Source organism: Kribbella sp. NBC_01505 (assembly GCF_045040285.1).
GTDB lineage: Bacteria > Actinomycetota > Actinomycetes > Propionibacteriales > Kribbellaceae > Kribbella.
In genome coordinates, this window is the sequence record NZ_CP109425.1 from 5072642 (window position 1) to 5094162 (window position 21521).

At 68.1% G+C, this 21521-nt stretch carries 9 protein-coding genes; 8 read left to right on the top strand and 1 reads right to left on the bottom strand.

Annotated elements, in window-relative coordinates:
- The first annotated feature begins 98 nt into the window (after nucleotides 1-98).
- Nucleotides 99-1361, top strand: coding sequence for a hypothetical protein (locus OG474_RS24085; RefSeq protein WP_405055809.1), 1263 nt, complete (start codon nucleotides 99-101; stop codon nucleotides 1359-1361).
- Here OG474_RS24085 and OG474_RS24090 read toward each other — a convergent pair.
- On the bottom strand, nucleotides 1336-2244 hold the full coding sequence (locus tag OG474_RS24090; RefSeq protein ID WP_405055810.1) for an SDR family oxidoreductase: 909 nt from the start codon (nucleotides 2242-2244) through the stop codon (nucleotides 1336-1338). The genes OG474_RS24085 and OG474_RS24090 overlap by 26 nt on opposite strands.
- Nucleotides 2245-2374: 130 nt before the next feature.
- Between OG474_RS24090 and OG474_RS24095 the strand changes: the two genes are divergently transcribed.
- The 7 genes from OG474_RS24095 to OG474_RS24125 all read left to right on the top strand — a co-directional run bounded on the left by OG474_RS24095 (nucleotide 2375) and on the right by OG474_RS24125 (nucleotide 21332).
- Nucleotides 2375-3241, top strand: a complete 867-nt coding sequence (locus OG474_RS24095; protein ID WP_405055811.1) for a LysR family transcriptional regulator — start codon at nucleotides 2375-2377, stop codon at nucleotides 3239-3241.
- Between the two features lie 53 nt (nucleotides 3242-3294).
- On the top strand, nucleotides 3295-4005 hold the full coding sequence (locus tag OG474_RS24100; RefSeq protein WP_405055812.1) for a transporter substrate-binding domain-containing protein: 711 nt from the start codon (nucleotides 3295-3297) through the stop codon (nucleotides 4003-4005).
- Nucleotides 4006-4161: 156 nt separating this feature from the next.
- Nucleotides 4162-7500 (top strand): S8 family peptidase, encoded by a 3339-nt coding sequence (locus OG474_RS24105; protein ID WP_405055813.1) that lies wholly within the window; start codon nucleotides 4162-4164, stop codon nucleotides 7498-7500.
- A 167-nt stretch (nucleotides 7501-7667) separates the two neighbouring features.
- Nucleotides 7668-10925, top strand: coding sequence for a S8 family serine peptidase (locus OG474_RS24110; protein ID WP_405055814.1), 3258 nt, complete (start codon nucleotides 7668-7670; stop codon nucleotides 10923-10925).
- 196 nt (nucleotides 10926-11121) lie between these two features.
- Nucleotides 11122-14469 carry a S8 family serine peptidase gene (locus tag OG474_RS24115; RefSeq protein WP_405055815.1) on the top strand — a complete coding sequence of 1116 codons (3348 nt, stop codon included), beginning with the start codon at nucleotides 11122-11124 and terminating at the stop codon, nucleotides 14467-14469.
- A gap of 174 nt (nucleotides 14470-14643) precedes the next feature.
- Nucleotides 14644-17949 (top strand): S8 family serine peptidase, encoded by a 3306-nt coding sequence (locus OG474_RS24120; RefSeq protein ID WP_405055816.1) that lies wholly within the window; start codon nucleotides 14644-14646, stop codon nucleotides 17947-17949.
- Between the two features lie 122 nt (nucleotides 17950-18071).
- Nucleotides 18072-21332, top strand: coding sequence for a S8 family serine peptidase (locus OG474_RS24125; RefSeq protein ID WP_405055817.1), 3261 nt, complete (start codon nucleotides 18072-18074; stop codon nucleotides 21330-21332).
- The last annotated feature ends 189 nt before the right edge of the window (nucleotides 21333-21521 follow it).

The window sequence follows — 21521 nt, forward strand, 5'->3', positions numbered from 1 at the left end:
GGCGGCTCCATCGATTTACACAACGTCCCTGCCAAACCCGAGCGGCCAGTTGCTGCCAGGCTGCGCCGAGCGGCCCTCTCCAGGGGCATCCTGCAGGTGTGGCGAGCGAGTTGGTGGAACAACGGTGCCCGCAGTGCCGCCGGGCGGTACCTGTGGATGCGCGGTACGTCGTATGGTGCCCGGCCTGCGGATGGAACGCCGATCCGGCGCCGGTCGAGCAGCTGCCCGAGCCGGCCTGGCGCACCGAACTGGAAGCAGGCGTGTCGGCAACGCGCAAACCCAAGCGCTCCAAACGAGCGTTTGCGCTGGCGTTGCCCGTCCTGATGGTGCCAGCGCCTGGTCTGCTCGGTGGCCTGGCGTTGCTGGCCTTCTACCGGCCGCTCTGGTGGAGCATCCCGCTAGCCGGCGTCGTCTTCACCCTGACAGCGATCTTCCGGCCGCGCCTGCACCACCTGCCACCGGATGCCCAGTCCGTCTCCCGCGAGCAGGCTCCGCTCCTGTACGACGTACTCGATCGGACTGCGACCGCCACTGGTACGCCGAAGCTGCAGCACGTCATGATCACCACCGAACCGGCCGTCAGCATCGACCGGATCGGCTGGCGCTATCGCCGGGTACTCAAAATCGGCTTACCTGCTTGGGAATTCCTCGGCCCGCAGGAGCGAGTCGCCGCAATCGCCCACACGATGTACGACGACAAACGCGGCCCGCACGACCGAGTCGTCCGGGCCGCGGATCGGATCCTCGACGATCTCAGCAAGTACCTCACCGCCGACGACCGTGACCAGGTTCGCTATGACAGCTACAGCTCCGGCATGGAGCTGGTCGCAGTCGGCAGCAGCGAGGACCAGATCCAGCACTACTACGTGACGAAGTTCGTGAACGCTGTCTTCGGCCCACCGATCCGCAGCTACCGAAGGCTTCTGACCCGCCTCGACCTCGCCGGCCGGCTGCAACGCGTCTACGCCGCCGACCAACGGGTCGCCTCGATCGCCGGGGCCGACGCAGCAGCCCGCGCCCTCGAACGCGTCCTCCTCGCCGACACCGGCTTCCGGGTCCTGGAACGCTCCAAACACTTCGGCGCCGGCCACGACCCGCTGGACCTACTCCGCCGAACCGCCGCCGACCTGCCAGAGAACGAGCTACGCCGCCGCGTCCTGGTCAGTCGCCTCCACAACGCCCGCCTCGACGCCGACCACCCGCCAACTCACCGCCGTACCGAAGCAATCCGCACAATCCGTATCGCCCCAGGCCACACCACCCCGACCGTCCTCCTCCGCCCCGCCGAAAACACCCGCATCGACCGCGACCTGACCCCAACCGCCCAAGCCACCATCAAGAGCCTGCGCTACCACTCGTGAAGTAGTGGCCTTTTTCTAGGTCGGGGATGAGGCCGGGGCCGGTGGGGTGCCAGTTGAGGAGTTGTTGGGTGGCTTGGCTTGAGGCTCGGACGTCGTGGACGGCGAAGCCGGCTAGCCAGCCGAAGTGGTCGGGGGCTTGGTCGGGGGTGATGGAGACGACGGGTACGGCGAGCTGGCGCCCGATGACCTCGGCGATTTCGCGGAAGGGGACGGCCTCCTCGCCGACGGCGTGCAGGCGGGATCCGGCTGGGGCGTTGAGGGCCGCGCGGTAGAGGCGGGCGGCGTCGCTCCGGTGGACGGCGGCCCAGCAGTTCGCGCCGTCGGCGACGTACGCGGAGGTGCCGTGCTGTCGGGCGGTCGCGATGAGGCCGGCGATGAAGTTCGGGTCGCCCTCGCCGTGGACCGAGGGGGAGAGGCGCAGGACCGAGACCCGAACACCCTGGTCGGCGTACGCCAGTGCAATGCCTTCCGATCCAAACCGCAGAGCAGTCGGTACGTCGGGATTGGCCGGGCTGCTCTCCAATGCGATGCCGTCACCGCGGACCAGCCCGGTCGCGGACGTGACCACGAACGGTCGATCGGAGCCGGCGAGCGCGTCCCCGATCGCGGTGATCGCGGCCTGGTCGGTGGCGACCGCGCCTGCCCAGTTGGCGAAGTCGTGGACGAAGGCGGTGTGGATAACCGCATCAGCCGTAGCGGCAGCGGTCTGCAGGACCTCAAGGTCAGCCAACGAGCCGCGCTGGACCTCGGCCCCGGCGGCTGCGACCGCGGCCGCACCATCCGCGGAACGCGCCAGGCCGACGACCTGGTGTCCTGCGTCGATCAAATCAGTAACCACGGCGGACCCGACGAAGCCGGTCGCGCCAGTGACGAAAACACGCATCGGAAACTCCTCGAAAGACTGGGTGGAACACTGTCCATCGTTGGCTCGCCGAGGCCGCCGAATCCAAGGCTTGTTTCGTATGACGCAATACGTTTCAGGCATCACCGCAGGCCAGGCCTACACTGGACGCATGGACCTCGATCTGCGGTTGGTCCGCTACTTCACCGTCGTGGCCGCCCACGGCCACTTCGGCCGGGCGGCCGCCGAGCTGCACGTCACGCAGCCCTCACTCAGCCGGCAGATTCGTGGCCTTGAGCAACTACTAGGTGCTCGACTGCTGGACCGGACACCTCGCGGCAGTCAGCTGACCGAGGCCGGCGCGGTGTTCCTGCCGCGCGCCGAAGCGTTGCTGAATGCGGCGACCGAGGCCGCCGCGAGCACCCGGGCCGCCGCCGAGCCGAGCCGGATCACCATCGGCTACGCGACCAGCCTGATCGTCACCCCGGCCACCCGCGAGTTGCGCCGCCTGCACCCGGAGGCCGACGTACAAACGATCCACCTGGAGTGGAACGAGCCGCGCGCGGCCCTTCTCGATCACCGGGTCGACGCGGTCGTCGCCAGGCTGCCGTTCGCGACCGATCAACTGCACGTCACCCTCCTGTACGACGAACCGCGGATGCTGCTCGTCCCGCTCGACCACCGGCTGGCCGACCGCGAATCGGTGACGCTGGACGACATCGCCGACGAACCGTTGCCACGCTTCCCAGAGCCCGAGTGGAACGCCTTCTGGCGGATCGATCCGCGCCCCGACGGCCGGCCGGCACCAGACGGCCCGCCGATCGAGACCATCGAGGACAAGCTGGAGCTGATCGCCGCCGGCCAGGCCGTGGCGATCGTGCCCGGCTTCAGTGCTCGGACGCGGCCTGACCTGGTCCGAATCCCGATGGTCGGCGTCGAGCCGGCGCACGTCGTCCTGGCCACCCGCTCCGGCGATCGCCGTCGCCTCGTCACCGCCTTCCGCAAGCACGCGGAGACGCTGCTCCGCCGCGACGACTGACGAGATCCCGCAGTCGTCGGTCCCGGGCTTGCCACCTCGCTAGGGTCGCCGGTATGACGAATGTGCGTGATGACCTGGCTCCGACCGGCGTACTGCGGGCGTCGATCAACCTCGGCAACCCAGTCCTGGCCAAGGGGACGCCCGACGAGCCGGGCGGGGTGACCGTCGACATCGCTCGCGAGCTCGCCCGGCGCCTCGACGTACCGCTCGAGCTCGTCTGCTTCGACGCGGCGCGCAAGTCGTTCGAGGCGATGACCACCGGCCAGGCGGACCTCTGCTTCCTCGCCATCGACCCGGCCCGGGCCGGCGAGGTCGCGTTCACCGCGCCGTACGTGGTGATCGAAGGCGTCTTCGCCGTACCGGCGGACTCCGCGCTGAGCACTGTCGACGAGGTCGACCGGCCGGGGGTGCGGATCGGCGTGAAGAAGGGCTCGGCGTACGACCTCTATCTGGCCCGCACCTTGCAGCACGCGACCGTGGTTCAGGGCGAAGAGGGGGTGGACGTCTTCCTCGCCGAGGGGCTGGAAGCGGGCGCCGGAATCCGGCAGCCGACCACGACGTTCGTCGCCGCCCATCCGGAGACGCGACTGATCGAGGAGCGGTTCATGCAGATCCAGCAGGCCGTCGGCACCACCAAGAGCCGTCTGCCGGAGACCGTCGCCTACCTGCACGCCCTCGTCGAGGACCTCAAGGCTTCCGGCTTCATCGCCACCTCCCTGGAAGCCGCCGGCCAAGGCGACGCACAGGTAGCGCCCCCGGCCTGATCGACAACCGCTGAGCAGCTCTGCTCTCCCTGGGCCATCGACCTGACCGCGATCGGTGCCTGCCCGTTGAAGTGACACAGCGCTGAATCCCTCGGGACCCGGTTCGGTTGTTCGCGACATTGACAGGTCGAGGACAACCGAATCGGAGGAACCATCGTGAGATCCACCGCACGATCGAGCCGCCTCGCCGCGGTCTCGATCGCGGCCTTGGCGCTGGCCCTGCCCGGCCTGCTCCAAACACCGGCCCAGGCTCAGGCCGAGGCCCAACCCCAGCCGCGTGCCCAGCCGCCGGCACCGGTCGCCGCGCGACAGTTCGACCAGGTCACCTTGATCACCGGAGACCGGGTCACTTTGTCCGGTGGTCCGAAGCCTCAGGTATCGGTCGAGCCCGGGCCGGGGCGCAAGGGGATCAGGTTCACCACCCGCAGTGTGCAGGGCCAGATCACTGTGTTCCCGTCCGATGTGGGGAAGTACATCGCGAGTGGGCGGCTGGATTCGCAGCTGTTCGACGTCACCGAGCTGCTCAAGAACGGATACGGTGACGCATCGAGCGAGTCGATCCCGGTGATCGTCATCTCGGCCGGCAACGCCAAGCAGCAATTGGGGATGTCCGGCGCGACCGTTACCCGCCGGCTGCCGGTCGTCAACGGTACGGCGCTGCGGATCGACAAGGCGCAGACCGGCCGCTTCCTCGCCGACGTGACCGCGAACCGGTCGGCCGCCGGTGTCGAGAAGGTCTGGCTGGACAGCAAGCGGAAAGTCAGCCTTGACCAGTCGGTGCCGCAGATCGGAGCCCCCGCGGCCTGGGCCGCCGGCTACACCGGTAAGGGCGTGCCGGTCGCCGTACTTGACAGTGGCATCGACACCTCGCACCCGGACCTGGCGACGCAGGTCATGCTTGCGAAGAACTTCACCGACGACGCGGACGGCGACCACAACGGTCACGGCACGCACGTCGCCTCCACGATCGCTGGTACGGCGGCCGCGTCGGCCGGGAAGTACCGCGGGGTCGCGCCGAACGCGAAGCTGTACGACGGCAAGGTGTGCGACGGCGACGGCTCGTGTTCGACGTCTTCGATCCTGGCCGGGATGGAATGGGCTGCGACCGAGGTCAAGGCCAAGGTCGTCAACCTCAGCATCAGCGGTACGGATCTCCCGGGAACGGATCCGCTGGAAGCGGCCGTCGATCGGTTGAGCGCAGCGACCGGAACGCTGTTCGTAGTTGCCGCTGGCAACGAAGGGCCTGGCGCGGCCACCGTCGGCTCGCCCGGCAGCGCCGATGCCGCGTTGACGGTGGGCGCCGTCGACAAGCAGGACAAGCCGGCCGAATTCTCCAGCCGTGGACCGCGCGTCGGTGACGGCGGCCTCAAGCCCGATGTGACCGCACCGGGCGTCGGTATCGTCGCAGCCAAGGCGAAGGACGCCCACATCGGTACGCCGGTCGGCGACCGGTATCTGCAGCTCGACGGCACCTCGATGGCGACTCCCCACGTCGCCGGTGCGGCGGCGCTCCTGGCCCAGGAGCACCCTGACTGGAACGCCGGTCAACTGAAGGGCGCCTTGATGACGTCGGCCAAGGCAGCCGTCGGACAGAGCCCGTTCGAGCAAGGCGCCGGCCGGATCGACGTCGCCAAGGCGATCAAGCAGAACGTCGTGACCGAGCCCAGCAGCCTGTCGTTCGGTGTCGTGCAGTTCCCGCATGACGACGACGAGCCGGTCACCAAGACGCTGACCTACCGCAACTCGGGCGACCAACCGGTCACCTTGGCGCTGGCCGCAACCCTGAATGCACCGAACGGTCAAGCCGCGCCGACCGGATCGGTGCGTCTGAGCGCGCAGTCCGTCACCGTGCCGGCCGGCGGGACCGCGGCAGTCCAGGTCACGACCAACACCCGGCACGACGGCCCGAACGGCGCCTACACCGGCCACGTCACCGCCACGGCCGCCGATGTCGTCGTCACCTCCGGTATCGCGGTGGAGAAGGAGGACGAGCACTACAACTTCACGCTGCGCGCCATCGGTCCGGACGGCAAACCCAGCGTCCTCGAAGCTGGTTCCGTCCACAACCTTGCAACCGGTGACAGCAAGGGATTCTTCGATGCACCCGACGGGACCACGTACCGCCTGCCGAAAGGCGAGTACGTCGTCGACACCTTCCAGTTCATCCCCAACCCGGTCGATCCGGAAGCGCTCGGTACGAGCTACACCCTGGTGCAGCCCCGGCTGCTGCTGACCGGTGACACCACGACGGTGTTCGATGCCCGGGTCGCGAAGAAGGTCAGCGTCACCGCAACGAAGCCCGGCGCGGCCATGGTCTCCGCGACCGTCGGGTTCGTCCGGCGGCTGCCGTCGGACGGCGGCGAGCTGACGCTGATCAGTGGTCACCCCAGCTTGGAAAAGGTGTACACCGGCCAGATCGGGCAGTCCGTCGAGCCGGACCTGATGACCGGCTACATCACGTCGGAGTGGGCCGACCCCGGTGCCGACAAGTCGTTCCGGAACACGCCGTACGTCTACGGTCAGTTCGACGTGACCGCAGGTGGTTTCGCGACCGGTCTTCGGCGGGTGCTCCGGGACAACGAGATGGCCGTCGTCGACCAGCAGATCAACGCGGCCGGCGGTCGCAGTGTCACCTTCGCCCCGTACGGAACAGCGAAGGGGATGATCTGGAGGTTCGGCGGTCGGATCGAGTACGACCAAGCCCGGTCGATCCGCCTGGTACTCGATGCCGAGCCCGCGCTGTGGGACGTCACCCTGGAAGAGATGGACACCGATGATCCGTCGGCGCCAGGGATCACCTACCTGTCGTCGCCGGCGCGCGGTTACCGCGCGGGTGCGTCCTACCGGCAACGGATCAACGCCGCCGCGTTCACCACCGGCGTCGGGCTCGCCCGGCGGGAGCGCGATCTGATCGTCCTCTCGCCGTCGAACCTGATGGATGCCGACGGCAACAAGGGATACACCGGCTACGACGAAGGCTCTGCCCGGTTGCTGCGCGATGGCAAGGAGATTGCCGTCGGGTCTCCCCAGGAGATCGTTGCGGAGAGCCTTTCGCCCGAGAAGGCGACCTACGTCCTGGAGACCAGCCAGACGCGCGCGTCGGTCGCGACCTTCAGTACCAGGATCGACCGGCGGTGGACCTTCACCTCGGCGGCGACCGCTGCAGCGGAGCAGTTGCCGATGCTGGGCATCCGGTATCGGCCGAAGGTCGATATCCACAACGTGGCCGACCGGACGCCGGTGACGGTGCTGCCGATGGCTCTCGACGTGCAGTACGGCGGGACGTTGCCGGGAATCCAGAGTGTCGAGATCCAGGTGTCCGGCGACGAGGGCAAGACGTGGGTCAAGGCACGCGTCCAGCGGACCGGGCGCGGGACCTACCGGGCGGCGTTCGCGACGCCGGTCGGGGCGTCGGTGTCACTGAAGGCGCGAATCGTCGACGCCGCCGGGAACGTCACCGAGGATTCCACGATCGGGGCCTATCCGTTGGGCTGATGAAGGGGCGTCACCGCGCGGCCACTCTGACGGCAGGTTCCTGCCACCTCAGGGCGTCCGCGCAGGCGCTTGGCAGGGTGTGGTCCACCGAAAATGGGGAGGGACTCATCGTGCCCGCATCTCATGGAGATCGCACTCCACGATCGAGGCGTATCGGTGTTGCCGCCGTGGCCTCGATCGCCGCCCTGGGGATCGGCATGTCCGGCCTGACCCAGGCATCGGCAGCTCGGACCAGACCGGAGACCATGGCTCGCAAGGCCGGGCAGCCGGGTGTCAGCGTGACTCTGTTGACCGGTGACCGGGTCACTGTCTCCGGCGATGGTGGGACGACCATCGAGCCCGGGGCCGGGCGGCGCGGGATCGCCTTCAGCAGCTATGACGTGAAGGGACACCTGTACGTCGTTCCGTCCGACATCCAGGAGCAGTTCGCGGGCAACCGGCTGGACCGGCGGCTGTTCGACGTGACCGGGCTGATCAAGGCCGGGTACGACGACAAGTCGACCAAGTCGATCCCGGTGATCGTCAGCTATGGAAGCAAGGCCAAGACACGAGCCGCGGCGCCCGGAGCGACCGTGACCCGGCAGTTGCCGGCCGTCAGCGGTGCCGCGCTGAGCATCGACAAGAGCAAGGCGGCCACCTTCCTCAAGGGCGCGATCAGTGCGCGTTCGGCGACCGCCATCGAGAAGATCTGGCTGGACGGCAAGCGCCAGCTCCTGCTGGACCAGTCGGTCCCGCAGATCGGTGCGCCGGAGGCGTGGAAGGCCGGATTCACCGGTAAGGGCGTCAAAGTCGCCGTACTGGACTCCGGGGTCGATGCGACGCATCCGGACCTTGCTCCGCAGGTCGCGGGCCACAAGAACTTCACGTCCGAGCCGGACGGTGACCTCGTCGGGCACGGCACGCACGTCGCCTCGACCATCGCCGGGACGGGCGCTGCCTCGGGCGGCAAGTACCAGGGCGTCGCCCCGGACGCGAGGCTGTACGACGGCAAGGTCTGCGGAGTGATCGAGTGCTTCGACTCGAGCATCGTGGCCGGCATGGAATGGGCCGCGCGTGAGGTCAAGGCGACGGTCGCCAACATCAGCCTCGGCGACACCGACACCCCGGAGCTCGACCCGCTCGAAGAGGCGGTGAACCGGCTGACCGCCGAGACCGGGACGCTGTTTGTCGTTGCTGCAGGCAACAGTGGGCCGCAGGGCCGGAGCATCGACTCGCCCGGTAGTGCCGACGCGGCGCTGACTGTCGGCGCGGTCGACAAGCAGGACCAGCTCGCCGACTTCTCCAGCGTCGGCCCGCGGCTCGGCGACAGTGCGATCAAGCCGGACGTGACCGCGCCCGGGGTCGACATCGTCGCGGCTCGTTCCAAGAACGGATACATGGGTACGCCGGTGGGCGACAAGTACGCGTCGATGTCCGGTACGTCGATGGCCACGCCGCACACGGTCGGTGCGGTCGCGATTCTGGCGCAGGAACATCCGGGCTGGCGGGCGCCCGAGTTGAAGGCCGCGATCATGGGTTCGGCCAGGCCGGCGCCCGGACAGTCGACGTACCAGCAGGGTGCGGGCCGGATCGACGTGGCCAAGGGCATCAAGCAGACCGTGGTGAGCGACCCGGGCAACCTGTCGTTCGGTACGGCGGTCTGGCCGCACGACGACGATGCGCCGGTGACCAGGACGCTGACGTACCGCAACCTGGGCGACCAGCCGGTCACGCTGAACCTCGCCGGCACCTTGACCGACCCGGCGGGGAACGCCGCGCCGGTCGACGCGCTGCAGCTGAGCGCGAGCACCGTCACGGTTCCGGCCGGTGGGACCGCGTCGGTTCAGGTGATCTCGAACACCAAGCACAACGGGCCGGACGGCGGGTACTCCGGCCGGGTCACCGCCACGGTGGGGGATGCCTCGGTGGTCACCGGGATCGGCATCGACAAAGAGGTCGAGAGCTACAACCTGACGGTTCGCTCGACCGGTCCGGACGGCAAGCCGCTGCCGGCGCGGGCTGTTGTGTACGGGCTGGACACCGACTTCTTCCAGGCCTACTCGTCGGCGAAGGACGAGCTCACGGTCCGGCTGCCCGAGGGCGAGTACAACCTGGAGGCGCAACAGTTCATCGAGGACTCGTCCGGCGGTGTTCACTACGACGTCGTGCAGCCGTCCCTGAAACTCGACGCGGACACCGACGTGGATCTCGATACCCGGGTCGCCAAGCCGATTCAGGTGACCGTTCCTCAGGCCGGTGCGACGCTGGTGACCGGCACGGCCGGCTACCAGCGGACTCCCGCCGGTGCCGCGGCCGGGCTGAAATCGTCGGTGACATTCGCCGACGGCGTCGACCTCCTGACCGGCCAGATCGGGCCCGCGCTGCCGGTGGCGGAGCTGACCGGATTCGTGGGCGGACAGTGGGCGCGACGCGGTGCGGACGGGGACTTCCACAACTCGCCGTACCTGTACGCGACCAACAACAGCATGCCGGGTGTCTTCCCGACTGGTTTCACCCGCGTCGTGCGGGCCGCGGAGCTCGCCGAGGTGACCCAGGAGATCAACGCGAGCAGTGACCGCCAGGTCGAGCGCGTCGTCTACTTCAGGACCGGGGTTGCCTGGGCGGGCATGCTGACGTTCGATCAGCCGTCCTCGACCAAGGTGTTCCTCGAGGCCGGTCCGAATGCCTGGGAGACCCAGGTCGCCGAGCTGGCGCCGGATCCTGCGTCGTCGGTCAAGGACTCGTTGGTGAGAGGACCGCGGCGCACGTACCAGGCCGGTCAGAAGTACCAGGAGCGGTTCAACGCTGCGGTCTTCGTTCCAGGACCGGCGTACGCCGGTCGCTTCGGCAACGAGTTGGGGGTGGTCGCCTACAGCCTGATGGACGCCGATGGCAACAAGGGCGTCTCGTCGACGGACAGCGAGTCGAGCAGGCTGTTGCGCGACGGCGAGGTGATCGCCGAGTCCACCCTGTTCGGGGACGCCTGGGCGACGGATCTGCCCGCGGGCCGGGCGAAGTACACGTTCCAGTCGTCGATGACGCGGCAGTCCTACAGCGCGTTCAGTACGAGGACCGAGCTGAACTGGACCTTCTGGTCGGAGGCGAGCGCCGACGACGCGTTGCTGCCGATGATCGGCGTGAGCTACCGGCCGAAGGTCGACAGGTTCAACGTCGCCGACCGTCGGCCGGTGACCGTGCTGCCGATCCAGCTCGAGGCGCAGGACGAGGACACTCTGCCCGTCATCAAGAAGGTCGAGCTCCAGGTCTCCGGTGACGACGGCAAGACCTGGCACCGGGCGACCGTCGCGTCGTCGGGCAAGGCGTCGTACCGGGCGATCTTCGCGACGCCGAAGGGGGCCAGGTCGATCTCGCTGAAGGCGCACGTGGTCGACACGGCGGGCAACACCACCGACCTGACCACGATCGGGGCGTACCGGTTGCGCTGAGGGCAGCATCACCTGCTCGATCGATACACGGAGGGTAAACGAACGGTCACTACGGTTGCAGGTTCCTGCCAAGGCAGCGGGTTCCTGCAACCGTTTGTCCTTGCCCGGACATCTAACGGTGAGTGGCTCACCGACTTCGCACTGTGAGGTGGTTGGCGAGCCAACGTGAGGACAACCGAAATGGGAGGGACTCATCGTGCCCGCAGCGAAGAATGCTGCTACACCACGATCGAGGCGGATCGGCGTTGCCGCCGTCGCCTCGATCGCAGCCCTGGGGATCGGCCTGTCGGGCCTGGCCCAGGCTTCAGCAGCTCAGATCAGACCGACCTCGATCACTGCGAAGGCAGCAGCGAAGAAGGCCGAGCAGTCCGCCGTCCAGGTCACCCTGGTGACCGGCGACCGCGTCACCGTTCACGGCGACAGCAAGCTCACCGTCGAGCGTGGCTCGGACCGGCACGGCGTCACCTTCAGCAGCTACCGCGTGAAGGGACACCTGTACGTCGTACCGTCCGACGTCCAGCGGCAGATCGCGAACGGTCGCCTGGACCGGCGGCTGTTCGACGTGACGGGTCTGATCAAGGCGAAGTACGACGACAAGTCGACCAAGTCGATCCCCGTGATCGTCACCTACGCGGGCAACGCGAAGACCCGCGCCGCCGCACCGGGAGCGACGGTGACCCGCCAGCTGCCGGTCGTCAACGGCGCGGCGCTCAGCATCGACAAGGGCAAGGCCGCCAGCTTCCTGGCCGGCGCCAGCGGTGCCCGGTCGGCGACCGCCATCGAGAAGATCTGGCTCGACGGCCAGCGCGAGCTCACGCTGGACAAGTCGGTTCCGCAGATCGGTGCGCCGGAGGCGTGGAAGGCCGGCTACACCGGTAAGGGCATCAAGGTCGCCGTACTGGACACGGGCATCGACGCGACGCACCCGGACCTGGCGACCCAGGTGGCCGGGGCGAAGAACTTCACCACCGATCCCGACGGCGATCAGGTGGGACACGGCACGCACGTCGCGTCGACGATCGCCGGGACCGGTGCGGCGTCGGATGGGAAGTACAAGGGCGTGGCACCGGATGCCAAGTTGTACGACGGCAAGGTCTGCGTGCAGGGCGGCTGCTACGAGTCCGACCTGCTGGCCGGGATGGAGTGGGCCGCCAAGGAGATCAAGGCGTCGGTCGTCAACTTCAGCATCGGTGGTTCGGACACCCCGGAGGTCGACCCGCTCGAGGAGGCGGTCAACCGCCTCACGGCGGAGACCGGCACGCTGTTTGTGATTGCCGCTGGCAACAGTGGTCCGGGTGCCTCGAGCATCGAGTCGCCGGGCAGCGCGGACGCGGCGCTGACTGTCGGCGCGGTCGACAAGCAGGACCAGTTGGCCGACTTCTCCAGCATCGGCCCGCGCATCGGTGACGGCGCGCTCAAGCCGGACGTCACGGCGCCCGGCGTCGACATCGTCGCCGCTCGCTCGAAGGACGCCCAGATCGGTACGCCGGTCGGTGACAAGTACCTGAGCCTGAGTGGTACGTCGATGGCGACGCCGCACACCGTCGGCGCGGCCGCGATCCTGGCGCAGGAGCACCCGAACTGGAAGGCGCCCGAGCTGAAGTCGGCGATCACCGGATCCGCGAAGCGAGCCACCGGCCAGACGACGTTCCAGCAGGGTGCCGGCCGGATCGATGTGGCCAAGGGCATCAAGCAGACCGTGATCAGCGAGCCGGGCAACCTGTCGTTCGGGACGGCCGTCTGGCCGCACAACGACGACGAGCCGGTCACCAAGACGCTGACCTACCGCAACCTGGGCGACCAGGCCGTCACGCTGAACCTGGCGGCGACGCTGAACGACGCGGCCGGCAACGCGGCCCCGGCGGGTGCGCTGCAGCTGAGCGCGAACACCGTCACGGTCCCGGCTGGTGGCACCGCATCGGTGCAGGCGACCTCGAACACCAAGCACACCGGCCCGGACGGCGCCTACTCCGGCGTGGTCACCGCGACCGCCGGTGACGCTTCGGTCGTCACCGGCATCGGTGTCAACAAGGAGCTCGAGAGCTATTCGCTGAAGATCCGGACGACCGGTCCGGACGGCAAGCCGCTGCCGCCGTTCGTGCTCGCCTACGGTCTCGACAGCGACCTGTTCACCTTCTTCGAGTCGACGGCGGACGAGGTCACCGTTCGGCTGCCGAAGGGTGGCTACCACTTCGAGAGCGGCACGTTCATCCCGGATCCGAACGACCCGGAGAAGGGCGCCTTCTACAGTGTTGTGCAGCCCGAGGTGAAGCTCACCAAGGATTCCGCCATCGACCTCGACGCGCGGGTCGCCAAGCAGGTCAAGGTGACGGTGCCGAACCCCGACGCCAAGCTCGCGGTCGGTTCGCTCGGCTACCAGCGGACCCCGGCCGGTCAGGAAGGCGGGCTCGGGTCGTCGGTGCTGCTGTTCGACTTCGACCAGATCTTCACCGGACAGATCGGTCCGGCGCTGCCGCCGGCGCAGCTGACCGGCTTCGTCGCGTCGCAGTGGGGCAAGCCGGGTGCGGACGGGCGGATGACCAACTCGCCGTTCCTGTACGCCCAGAGCAACACCATGCCCGGAGTCTTCCCGACCGGATTCGTCCGGGACGTGAAGGCGAAGGATCTCGCCGAGGTCACCCAGCAGATCAATGCGGCCAGTGACCGCTCGGTCGAGCGGGTCGTGTTCGGAGCGGAGGGTGGCTGGTCGATCATCCTGGACTACGACCAGCCGGCCTCGACCAAGCTGCTGGCCGACGCACAGCCGGCCACCTGGACCACCGAGATGAGCGAGACCGTGCCGAACCCGGACCCGGAGAACCCGTTCCCGGAGACCATTACCAGGCTCACGGGGCCGGAGACGCAGTACCGGGCCGGCAAGAAGTACCAGGAGCGGTTCAACGCCGCGGCCTTCACGCCGGCACCGGCGCTCGCCGTCCGGGCGGAGAACGACCTGGCGGTGTTCGCCTACGGCCTGCGGGACGCAGGAGGGAACCTGGGCGCCACCCGGGCGGACACCCAGTGGAGCAAGCTGCTGCGCGACGGCAAGGTGATTGCCGAATCGACGTACTTCGGTGAGGCCGAAGTCACCGGCCTGTCCCCGGAGAAGGCGAAGTACACCTTCCAGACGTCGATGACGCGGGAGACCTACGCGGCGTTCAGCACCAGGACCGACCTGAGCTGGACGTTCTCCTCGGCGGCGACCGCCAAGGAGACGCCGCTGCCGATGGTCGGCGTGGGCTACCAGCCGAAGGTCGACAAGTACAACGTCGCCGACCGTCAGCCGGTGACCGTGCTGCCGTTCAACCTGCTCGCCCAGCCCGACAGCGCACTGCCGGCCGTCAAGAAGGTCGAGCTCCAGGTGTCCGGCGACGACGGCAAGACCTGGCACAAGGCGGCTGTCGCGCCGGCCGGTCGCGGGTCCTACAAGGCGATCTTCGCCACCCCGAAGGGTGCCAGGACGATCTCCCTGAAGGCCCACGTAGTAGATGCCCAGGGCAACATTACCGATCAGACCACGATCGGGGCCTATCCGTTGAAGTGACACAGTCCCTGCGCTGATCCGCACACTGAGTAGGCAGGGCGTCGCGACCACCTCGGTCGCGGCGCCCTGCCGCATCCGGGCAGGAACCTGCCACGGCAGCTCCTGCCGTTAACTTTTCGGGGGACCCGGGGCGTTCAGGGAGGCACAGAGGTCCACCGAAAGGGAGAACGCATCGTGCAATCCACCGCCCGACCAAGACGCGTCGGCATCGCCCTCGTCGCCTCGATCGCCACTCTGACGCTCGGTCTGCCGGCCGTCGCTCTGCCTGCTCGAACTCCGCCGAAGCCCGCGCCCGAGCGGCCACAGATCCATCAGGTCACCCTGGTCACCGGAGACCGCGTCACGGTGTCCGACGCCGGCGCCGGGAAGTCGAGTATCCAAGCCGGGCCGGGCCGCAGCCACATCGCCTTCACCAGTTACCGCACCAAGAAGGGCCTGTACGTCGTTCCGTCCGACATGCAGCCCGAGCTGGCGAGCGGCCGGCTGGATCAGCGGCTGTTCGACGTCAAGGGTCTGATCGAGGCCGGGTACGACGACAAGTCGGTCAAGGGCACTCCGGTGATCGTCACGTATGCGGGCAAGGCGCAGAAGCGCGCGGCTCTCCCCGTCGCCGAGGTGACCCGGCAGCTGCCGATCGTGAACGGCGCGGCGGTCACGGTTCCCAGGTCCGGGAACTTCGTGGCGGGACTGCGCGCAGCGGGTGTCGCCAAGGTCTGGCTCGACGGCAAACGCAAGCCGTCGCTGGATGTTTCCGTGCCCAGGATCGGCGCTCCGGAGGCCTGGCAGGCGGGGTACACCGGCAAGGGCGTCAAGGTCGCCGTACTGGATACCGGGATCGACACCTCGCACCCCGATCTGGCGACCCAGGTCGCCGGCGCGAAGAACTTCACCGGCGAAGCCGCCGGAGACAAGGTCGGTCACGGTACCCACGTCGCTTCCACGATCGCAGGCACCGGCGCTGCCTCGGACGGAAAGTACAAGGGCGTCGCCCCCGACGCCCAGCTCTACGACGGCAAGGTCTGTCAGGAGTCCGGATGTCCGGACTCGGCGATCCTGGCCGGGATGGAGTGGGCCGCGACCGAGGTCAAGGCGGCTGTCGTCAACCTCAGTCTCGGCGGCGACGACACTCCCGAGATCGATCCGCTGGAAGCGGCCGTGAACCGGCTGACCGCTGAGACCGGGACGCTGTTCGTGATCTCGGCCGGCAACAGCGGTCCGACCGACCGGACCGTCGGTTCGCCGGGCAGCGCCGATGCGGCGCTGACTGTCGGCTCGGTCTCCAAGTTCGACGACACGCTCTCCGAGTTCTCCAGCCGGGGACCGCGGGTGGGTGACGGCGCGGTCAAGCCGGATCTCACCGCGCCGGGTGCGGACATCGTGGCGGCGAAGGCGAAGGACGCGGTCATCGGCGTACCGGTCGGTGATCGGTACCTGTCGCTCTCCGGTACGTCGATGGCCACCCCGCACACAGTGGGTGCCGCCGCGTTGCTGGTGCAGCAACACCCGGGCTGGAAGGCGAGGGAGCTGAAGGGCGCGCTGATGGGGTCCGCGAAACCGGACGGTGGCCAGACGTCTTTCCAGCAAGGAGCCGGCCGGGTCGACGTGGCCAAGGCGATCAAGCAGACCGTGGTCAACGACGCGGGGCACCTGTCCTTCGGTACGGCGCCCTGGCCGCACGACGACGACCAGCCGGTGACCAAGGAGCTCACGTACCGGAATCTGGGCGACCAGCCTGTCACTCTGAACCTCGCCGCCGAACTCAAGGCCCCGGACGGAAGCCCGGCTCCGGCGGGCGCATTGACTCTGAGCGCGAACACCGTGACCGTGCCGGCCGGTGGCAAAGCCTCCGTCCAGGCGACCTCGAACACCAAGCACGCTGGAGCCGTCGGCTTCTACTCGGGCCGGGTGACCGCGACCGGTGGCGACGGCGTCTCGGTGACCACCGCGATCGGCGTCGACCGGGAGACCGAGCGTTACACCCTGACGCTGCGCGGGATCGGCCCCGACGGCAAGCCGGCCGCACCGCGGGGCTTCATCTACAGCATTGCCGAAGACGAGTTCCGCCCGTACGGCACCGGTGAGTCGGAGGTGAAGCTGCGGTTGCACAAGGGCGAGCAGATCCTGGACAACCGGCTGACCGCGGCGGGATCCAACTACTGGACCGCCCAGCCGAGCCTCCCGCTGGCCAAGGACACGACGGTGGTGATCGACGCCCGGAAGGCGAAGAAGATCCAGATCACCGTGCCCAAGGCCGATGCGGCACTGGCGGTCGCGGTGATGGGATTCACCCGGACCCTGGGGCCGTACCTGCGGTTCGAGGCGATCGCGCAACTCCCCGACCTCGACAGTTTCTACTCACTGCACCTCGGCCCCGAGGTTCCGGGCACGGAGGTGAGTAGCATGATCACGACCCAATGGGCCCGCAAGAACGCCGCCGGCCAGTTCGACAACTCGCCGTACCTGTATGCCCAGGCGCACCAGGCGTACGGTCGCTTTCCGACCGGGTTCGTCCGCAATCTGAAGGCCGAGGACCTGGCCGTCCTGAAACAGCAGGTCAACGCCGTCGGCGACCGGACGACCTGGAAATCTGTCAACCTACGGTTCCCGGGACCCTTTGTCATGGGGTTCCCCGCGCTGCGCTACGACCAGCCGGCCACAACCACGGTCATGGTCGAGACCGAGCACGCCCAGTGGAGTACCCAGGTCATCGAGCCGACCGACCCGAACGAGGACCCGGCAGGTTTTCCGTCCGACTACTACACCTGGATCGACTCGCCGAACCGGACCTACAAGGCGGGCCGGACGTATCGGGAACGGTTCAACGCCGCGGTGCTCGGTACTGCACCCAGTGGGCCCTTCCGGGCCGGCGACGCGCTGTACCTCTTTGCCTTCAATGTGATGGATGCCGACGGGAGCCGGGGTTGGACGCGCACGGATACCGAGTCGAGCAAGCTCTACCGCGACGGGAAGCTGATCGCCGAGAGGTCCCTGTTCGGCTACGCGATCGGGATCAACCTGCCCGCGGAGAAGGCGGAATACACGATGGAGACCAGTCAGACGCGCGAATCGGTGTCGGGGCTGAGTACCCGGACGGACCTGCGGTGGACGTTCTCCTCGGCGGCAACCGCCGAAGAGACTCCGGTCCCGATGCTCGGTATCGGCTACCGGCCGAAGGTCGACATCCACAATGTCGCCGACCGGACGCCGGTGACACTGCTGCCGGTCTTCCTGGCTACTGCGCGGCCGATGGGCGGTGACCCGCTGCCGCCGCCGAAGGTCGCGTCGATCGAGGTCCAGGTGTCCGGTGACGACGGCAGAACATGGCAGCCGGCCAAGGTCGCGAAGACCGGGGACGGCAAGTACGACGCGGTGTTCCCGACACCGAAGGACGCGAAAGCCGTGTCGCTGAAGACGAAGGTCGTCGATGCGGACGGGCGCGTGACCGAGCAGACGACCATCAACGCCTACCCGCTGCGCTAGTGGCCCGAGCCGGACCTCAGCCGGATTCGGTGAGAATCGAATAGTCGGGTGCGGGCAACCTCAGGTGCGGTCGGTTGCGTTTCGGATGCGCAGAGCCAACCAGAACCTGGGGAGGACCCGTCGTGGTTCCAAGTTCGAGAACGAGACCCGCGATCGCCGTACTGGCGGTCGCGGGTCTTTTGCTGACCGGTTTGAGCGGGCAGGCAGTGGCTGCACCAGCCGCGAAGAAAGCTGCGCCGTCGCCCGATGGAAAAGACGTGCAGGTCACGCTGATCACCGGTGACCGGGTCACCCTGCACGGTGGTGATCCGGCCAAGCAGTCCGTCGAGGCCGGGCCCGGCCGTGCGGGCATGGGCTTCGAGATGCGGCGCACCAAGGATCACTCGTACGTGATCCCGGCCGACGCCGTCCGGGAGGTCGGTGCGGGCCGGCTCGACCGTCGGTTGTTCGACGTGACCGGGTTGATCAAGGCCGGGTACGACGACGCGTCGTCCAAGGTGATCCCCGTGCTGGCGGCGTACCAGGCGAAGGCGAAGCGCGTCGTACCGGCTGGTGCCAAGGTCACGCGACAGTTGTCGTCGATCAACGGTGCGGCGATCGAGGTCGAGAAGTCCAAGGCGGGTGCGTTCCTGGCCGCCGCCTCCGGCAAGATCTGGCTGGACGGCAAGCGCAAGGTGACGCTCGACCAGTCGGTGCCACAGATCGGCGGACCGGTCGCGTGGGCGGCGGGATATACCGGTAAGGGCGTATCCGTCGCCGTACTGGACACCGGGATCGACGCGACGCATCCGGATCTGGCCACGCAGGTCGCCGGGGAGAAGAACTTCACCACCGAGTCGGCCGAGGACGTGGTCGGTCACGGGACGCATGTCGCCTCGACGATCGCCGGAACGGGCGCCGCGTCGGGCGGGAAGTACAAGGGCGTGGCGCCGGACGCGAAGCTCTACGACGGCAAGGTCTGCGTCGAGGAGGGCTGCTACGAGTCCGACATGCTGGCCGGGATGGAGTGGGCCACCAAGGAGGTCAAGGCCAAGGTCGTCAACTTCAGCCTTGGTGGCACGGATACGCCGGAGATCGACCCGATCGAGGAGGCCGTCAACCGGCTGACCGCGGAGACCGGCGCGCTCTTTGTCGTTGCTGCTGGCAACAGTGGTCTTGATGGTGCCGGCAGTGTCGAGTCGCCCGGGAGCGCCGAAGCCGCGCTGACCGTGGGCGCGGTCGACAAGCAGGACGGCCTGGCCTACTTCTCCAGCGTCGGCCCGCGGGTCGGCGACAGCGCGGTGAAGCCCGACGTGACGGCACCTGGCGTCGACATCGTCGCGGCCAAGGCGCGGAACGCGGTGATCGGTGACCCGGTCGGCGAGCAGTACCTGACGCTGTCCGGTACGTCGATGGCAACGCCTCATACTGCTGGTGCCGCGGCGCTGCTGGCGCAGGAGCACCCGTCGTGGAAGGCGGGTGAGCTGAAGAGCACGCTGATGGGCTCGGCCAAGGTGGCCGCGGATCAGACCGCGTTCCAGCAGGGTGCCGGGCGGATCGACCTGACCACGGCGATCAAGCAGAGCGTGGTCGCTTCCGAGGGCAGCGTGTCGTTCGGGATGGCGGCGTACCCGCACACCGACGACGAGCCGGTCGTGAAGCCGCTGACCTTCCGCAACCTCGGCGACTCGGCTGTCACGCTGAACCTGGCTCCGACGTTCACCGACGCGGCCGGCGCGGCGGCACCGGCCGGTGCGCTGGCGTTGAGCACCGACACGGTGACGGTGCCGGCCGGCGGGACCGCTGCCGTGCAGGTCACCTCGAACACCAAGCACACCGGGCCCGATGGCCTGTACTCCGGCCGTATCACGGCCACGGGCGGCGGCCAGACGATCGTCGTACCGGTCGGTGTCGACAAGCAGGTCGAGTCGCACACGCTGACCGTGCAGACGATCTCGAACAACGGCAAGCCGTCCGAGTTCACGTACCCGATCCACGTCTACAACGTCGACACGGGTGAGGCCGAGTCGTACGACCCGGACGCGAACGGTGTGGCCAAGATCAACCTGCCGAAGGGCGAGTACCTGGTCAACCAGTTCTCGGAGTTCGAGCGGGGCGAGGAGGACTGGATCTTCTTCGAGCTGATCGACCCGCAGGTGCGGATGGACGCCGACCAGACCGTCGTACTCGATGCTCGCAAGGCCAAGCAGGTCAAGACGAACGCGCCGAAGCCTGATGCCGAGCAGGCGACCTCAGCCATCGGGTTCGACCGGATGAAGCCCGGCCTGAACGCGAGCTACAGCACGGAGATCAGCGGTTTCGGCAACGGTGAGGTGTACACCTACAGCGCCGGTCCGAAGCTGTCCGAGGACGAGATGGTCGGGCACGTGTCGTCGCAGTGGGGTGTTCCGGGCGCGGACAAGTTCTTCACGAACACGCCGTACCTGTACGCACTCGCGACGCGGCAGCCGGGCGAGTTCGCCACCGGGTTCAACCGGACTGTCCGGGCGAAGGACCTTGCCGTCGTCGACGCCCAGGTGAACGCGACCACTACCGACCGGCCGGCGCTCGCCATGATGTTCCCGACCCTGAAGGGTGTCGGCTGGACCGGTGCGCGGGTCATCCATCTCGACTCTCCGCGGACCATCCGGTACTACGTCGACGCGGCGGCCGGATGGACAGCGAAGACGGAAGGACGGGCCGAGGACGAGCACATTCAGCGCTGGGCGCTGGAGAGCCCGTTGACGAACTACAAGGCCGGCCGGACCTATCACGAGGTGCGGAACGGCGCGGCCTTCGGTCCCAAGGGCGGCACGACGCGCTACCAGGACATCGTTGGCGTCTCCCTCGGCAACTACGGCGACGCCAGTGGCGCCGGCGGGTTCATCGTGACCGACTCGGCGAGCAGCGTCCTCACCCGGGACGGCCAACAGGTCGCGACCTCGGACAGCTTCGGGCGGGTCGCAGCGAGCGGCCAGCCGGCGGCGAAGACGGCGTACAAGCTCGTCACCACCGGCACCCAGTCGATCTCGCCGTTCGCGACGAAGGTCGACGTGACCGCGACCTTCACCTCGGCCGCGACCACGGACTGGACCAGCCTGCCGATCAGCACCGTCCGCTTCCAGCCGAAGGTCGACGACCACAACCTCGCCACCCGCACCAAGGTGACGACGCTGCCGGTCGTGGTCGACGGCCCCGCCAAACACCTTAAATCCCTCAAGGTCGAGGTCTCCGGCGACAACGGCGCCACCTGGACCACCGCCAAGGTTCGCCAGACCTCCGCCGGCTACCTGGCAACGTTCATCACCCCCGCCGGCTCCTCGATCTCCCTCCGAGCCCATCTCGTCGACCGAGCCGGCAACACCACCGACCAATCCACCACCTCCGCCTACCACCTGAAGTAGCCAGTCAGCCGCCGCCGAGATCCCTCGGCGGCGGCTCCTCAGCACCACGAACGACAGCAGGTGGTGCCCGGTCGCGGACCCGTCATGGTCGGCCCAGGCGTGCGGACAGGCCTCTATGGATGACCACGTGCTGTCCTTGACGCCGTCCCTTCGGCGCCTGTCGAATCTGCTGAGCAACGCAACCCCGGA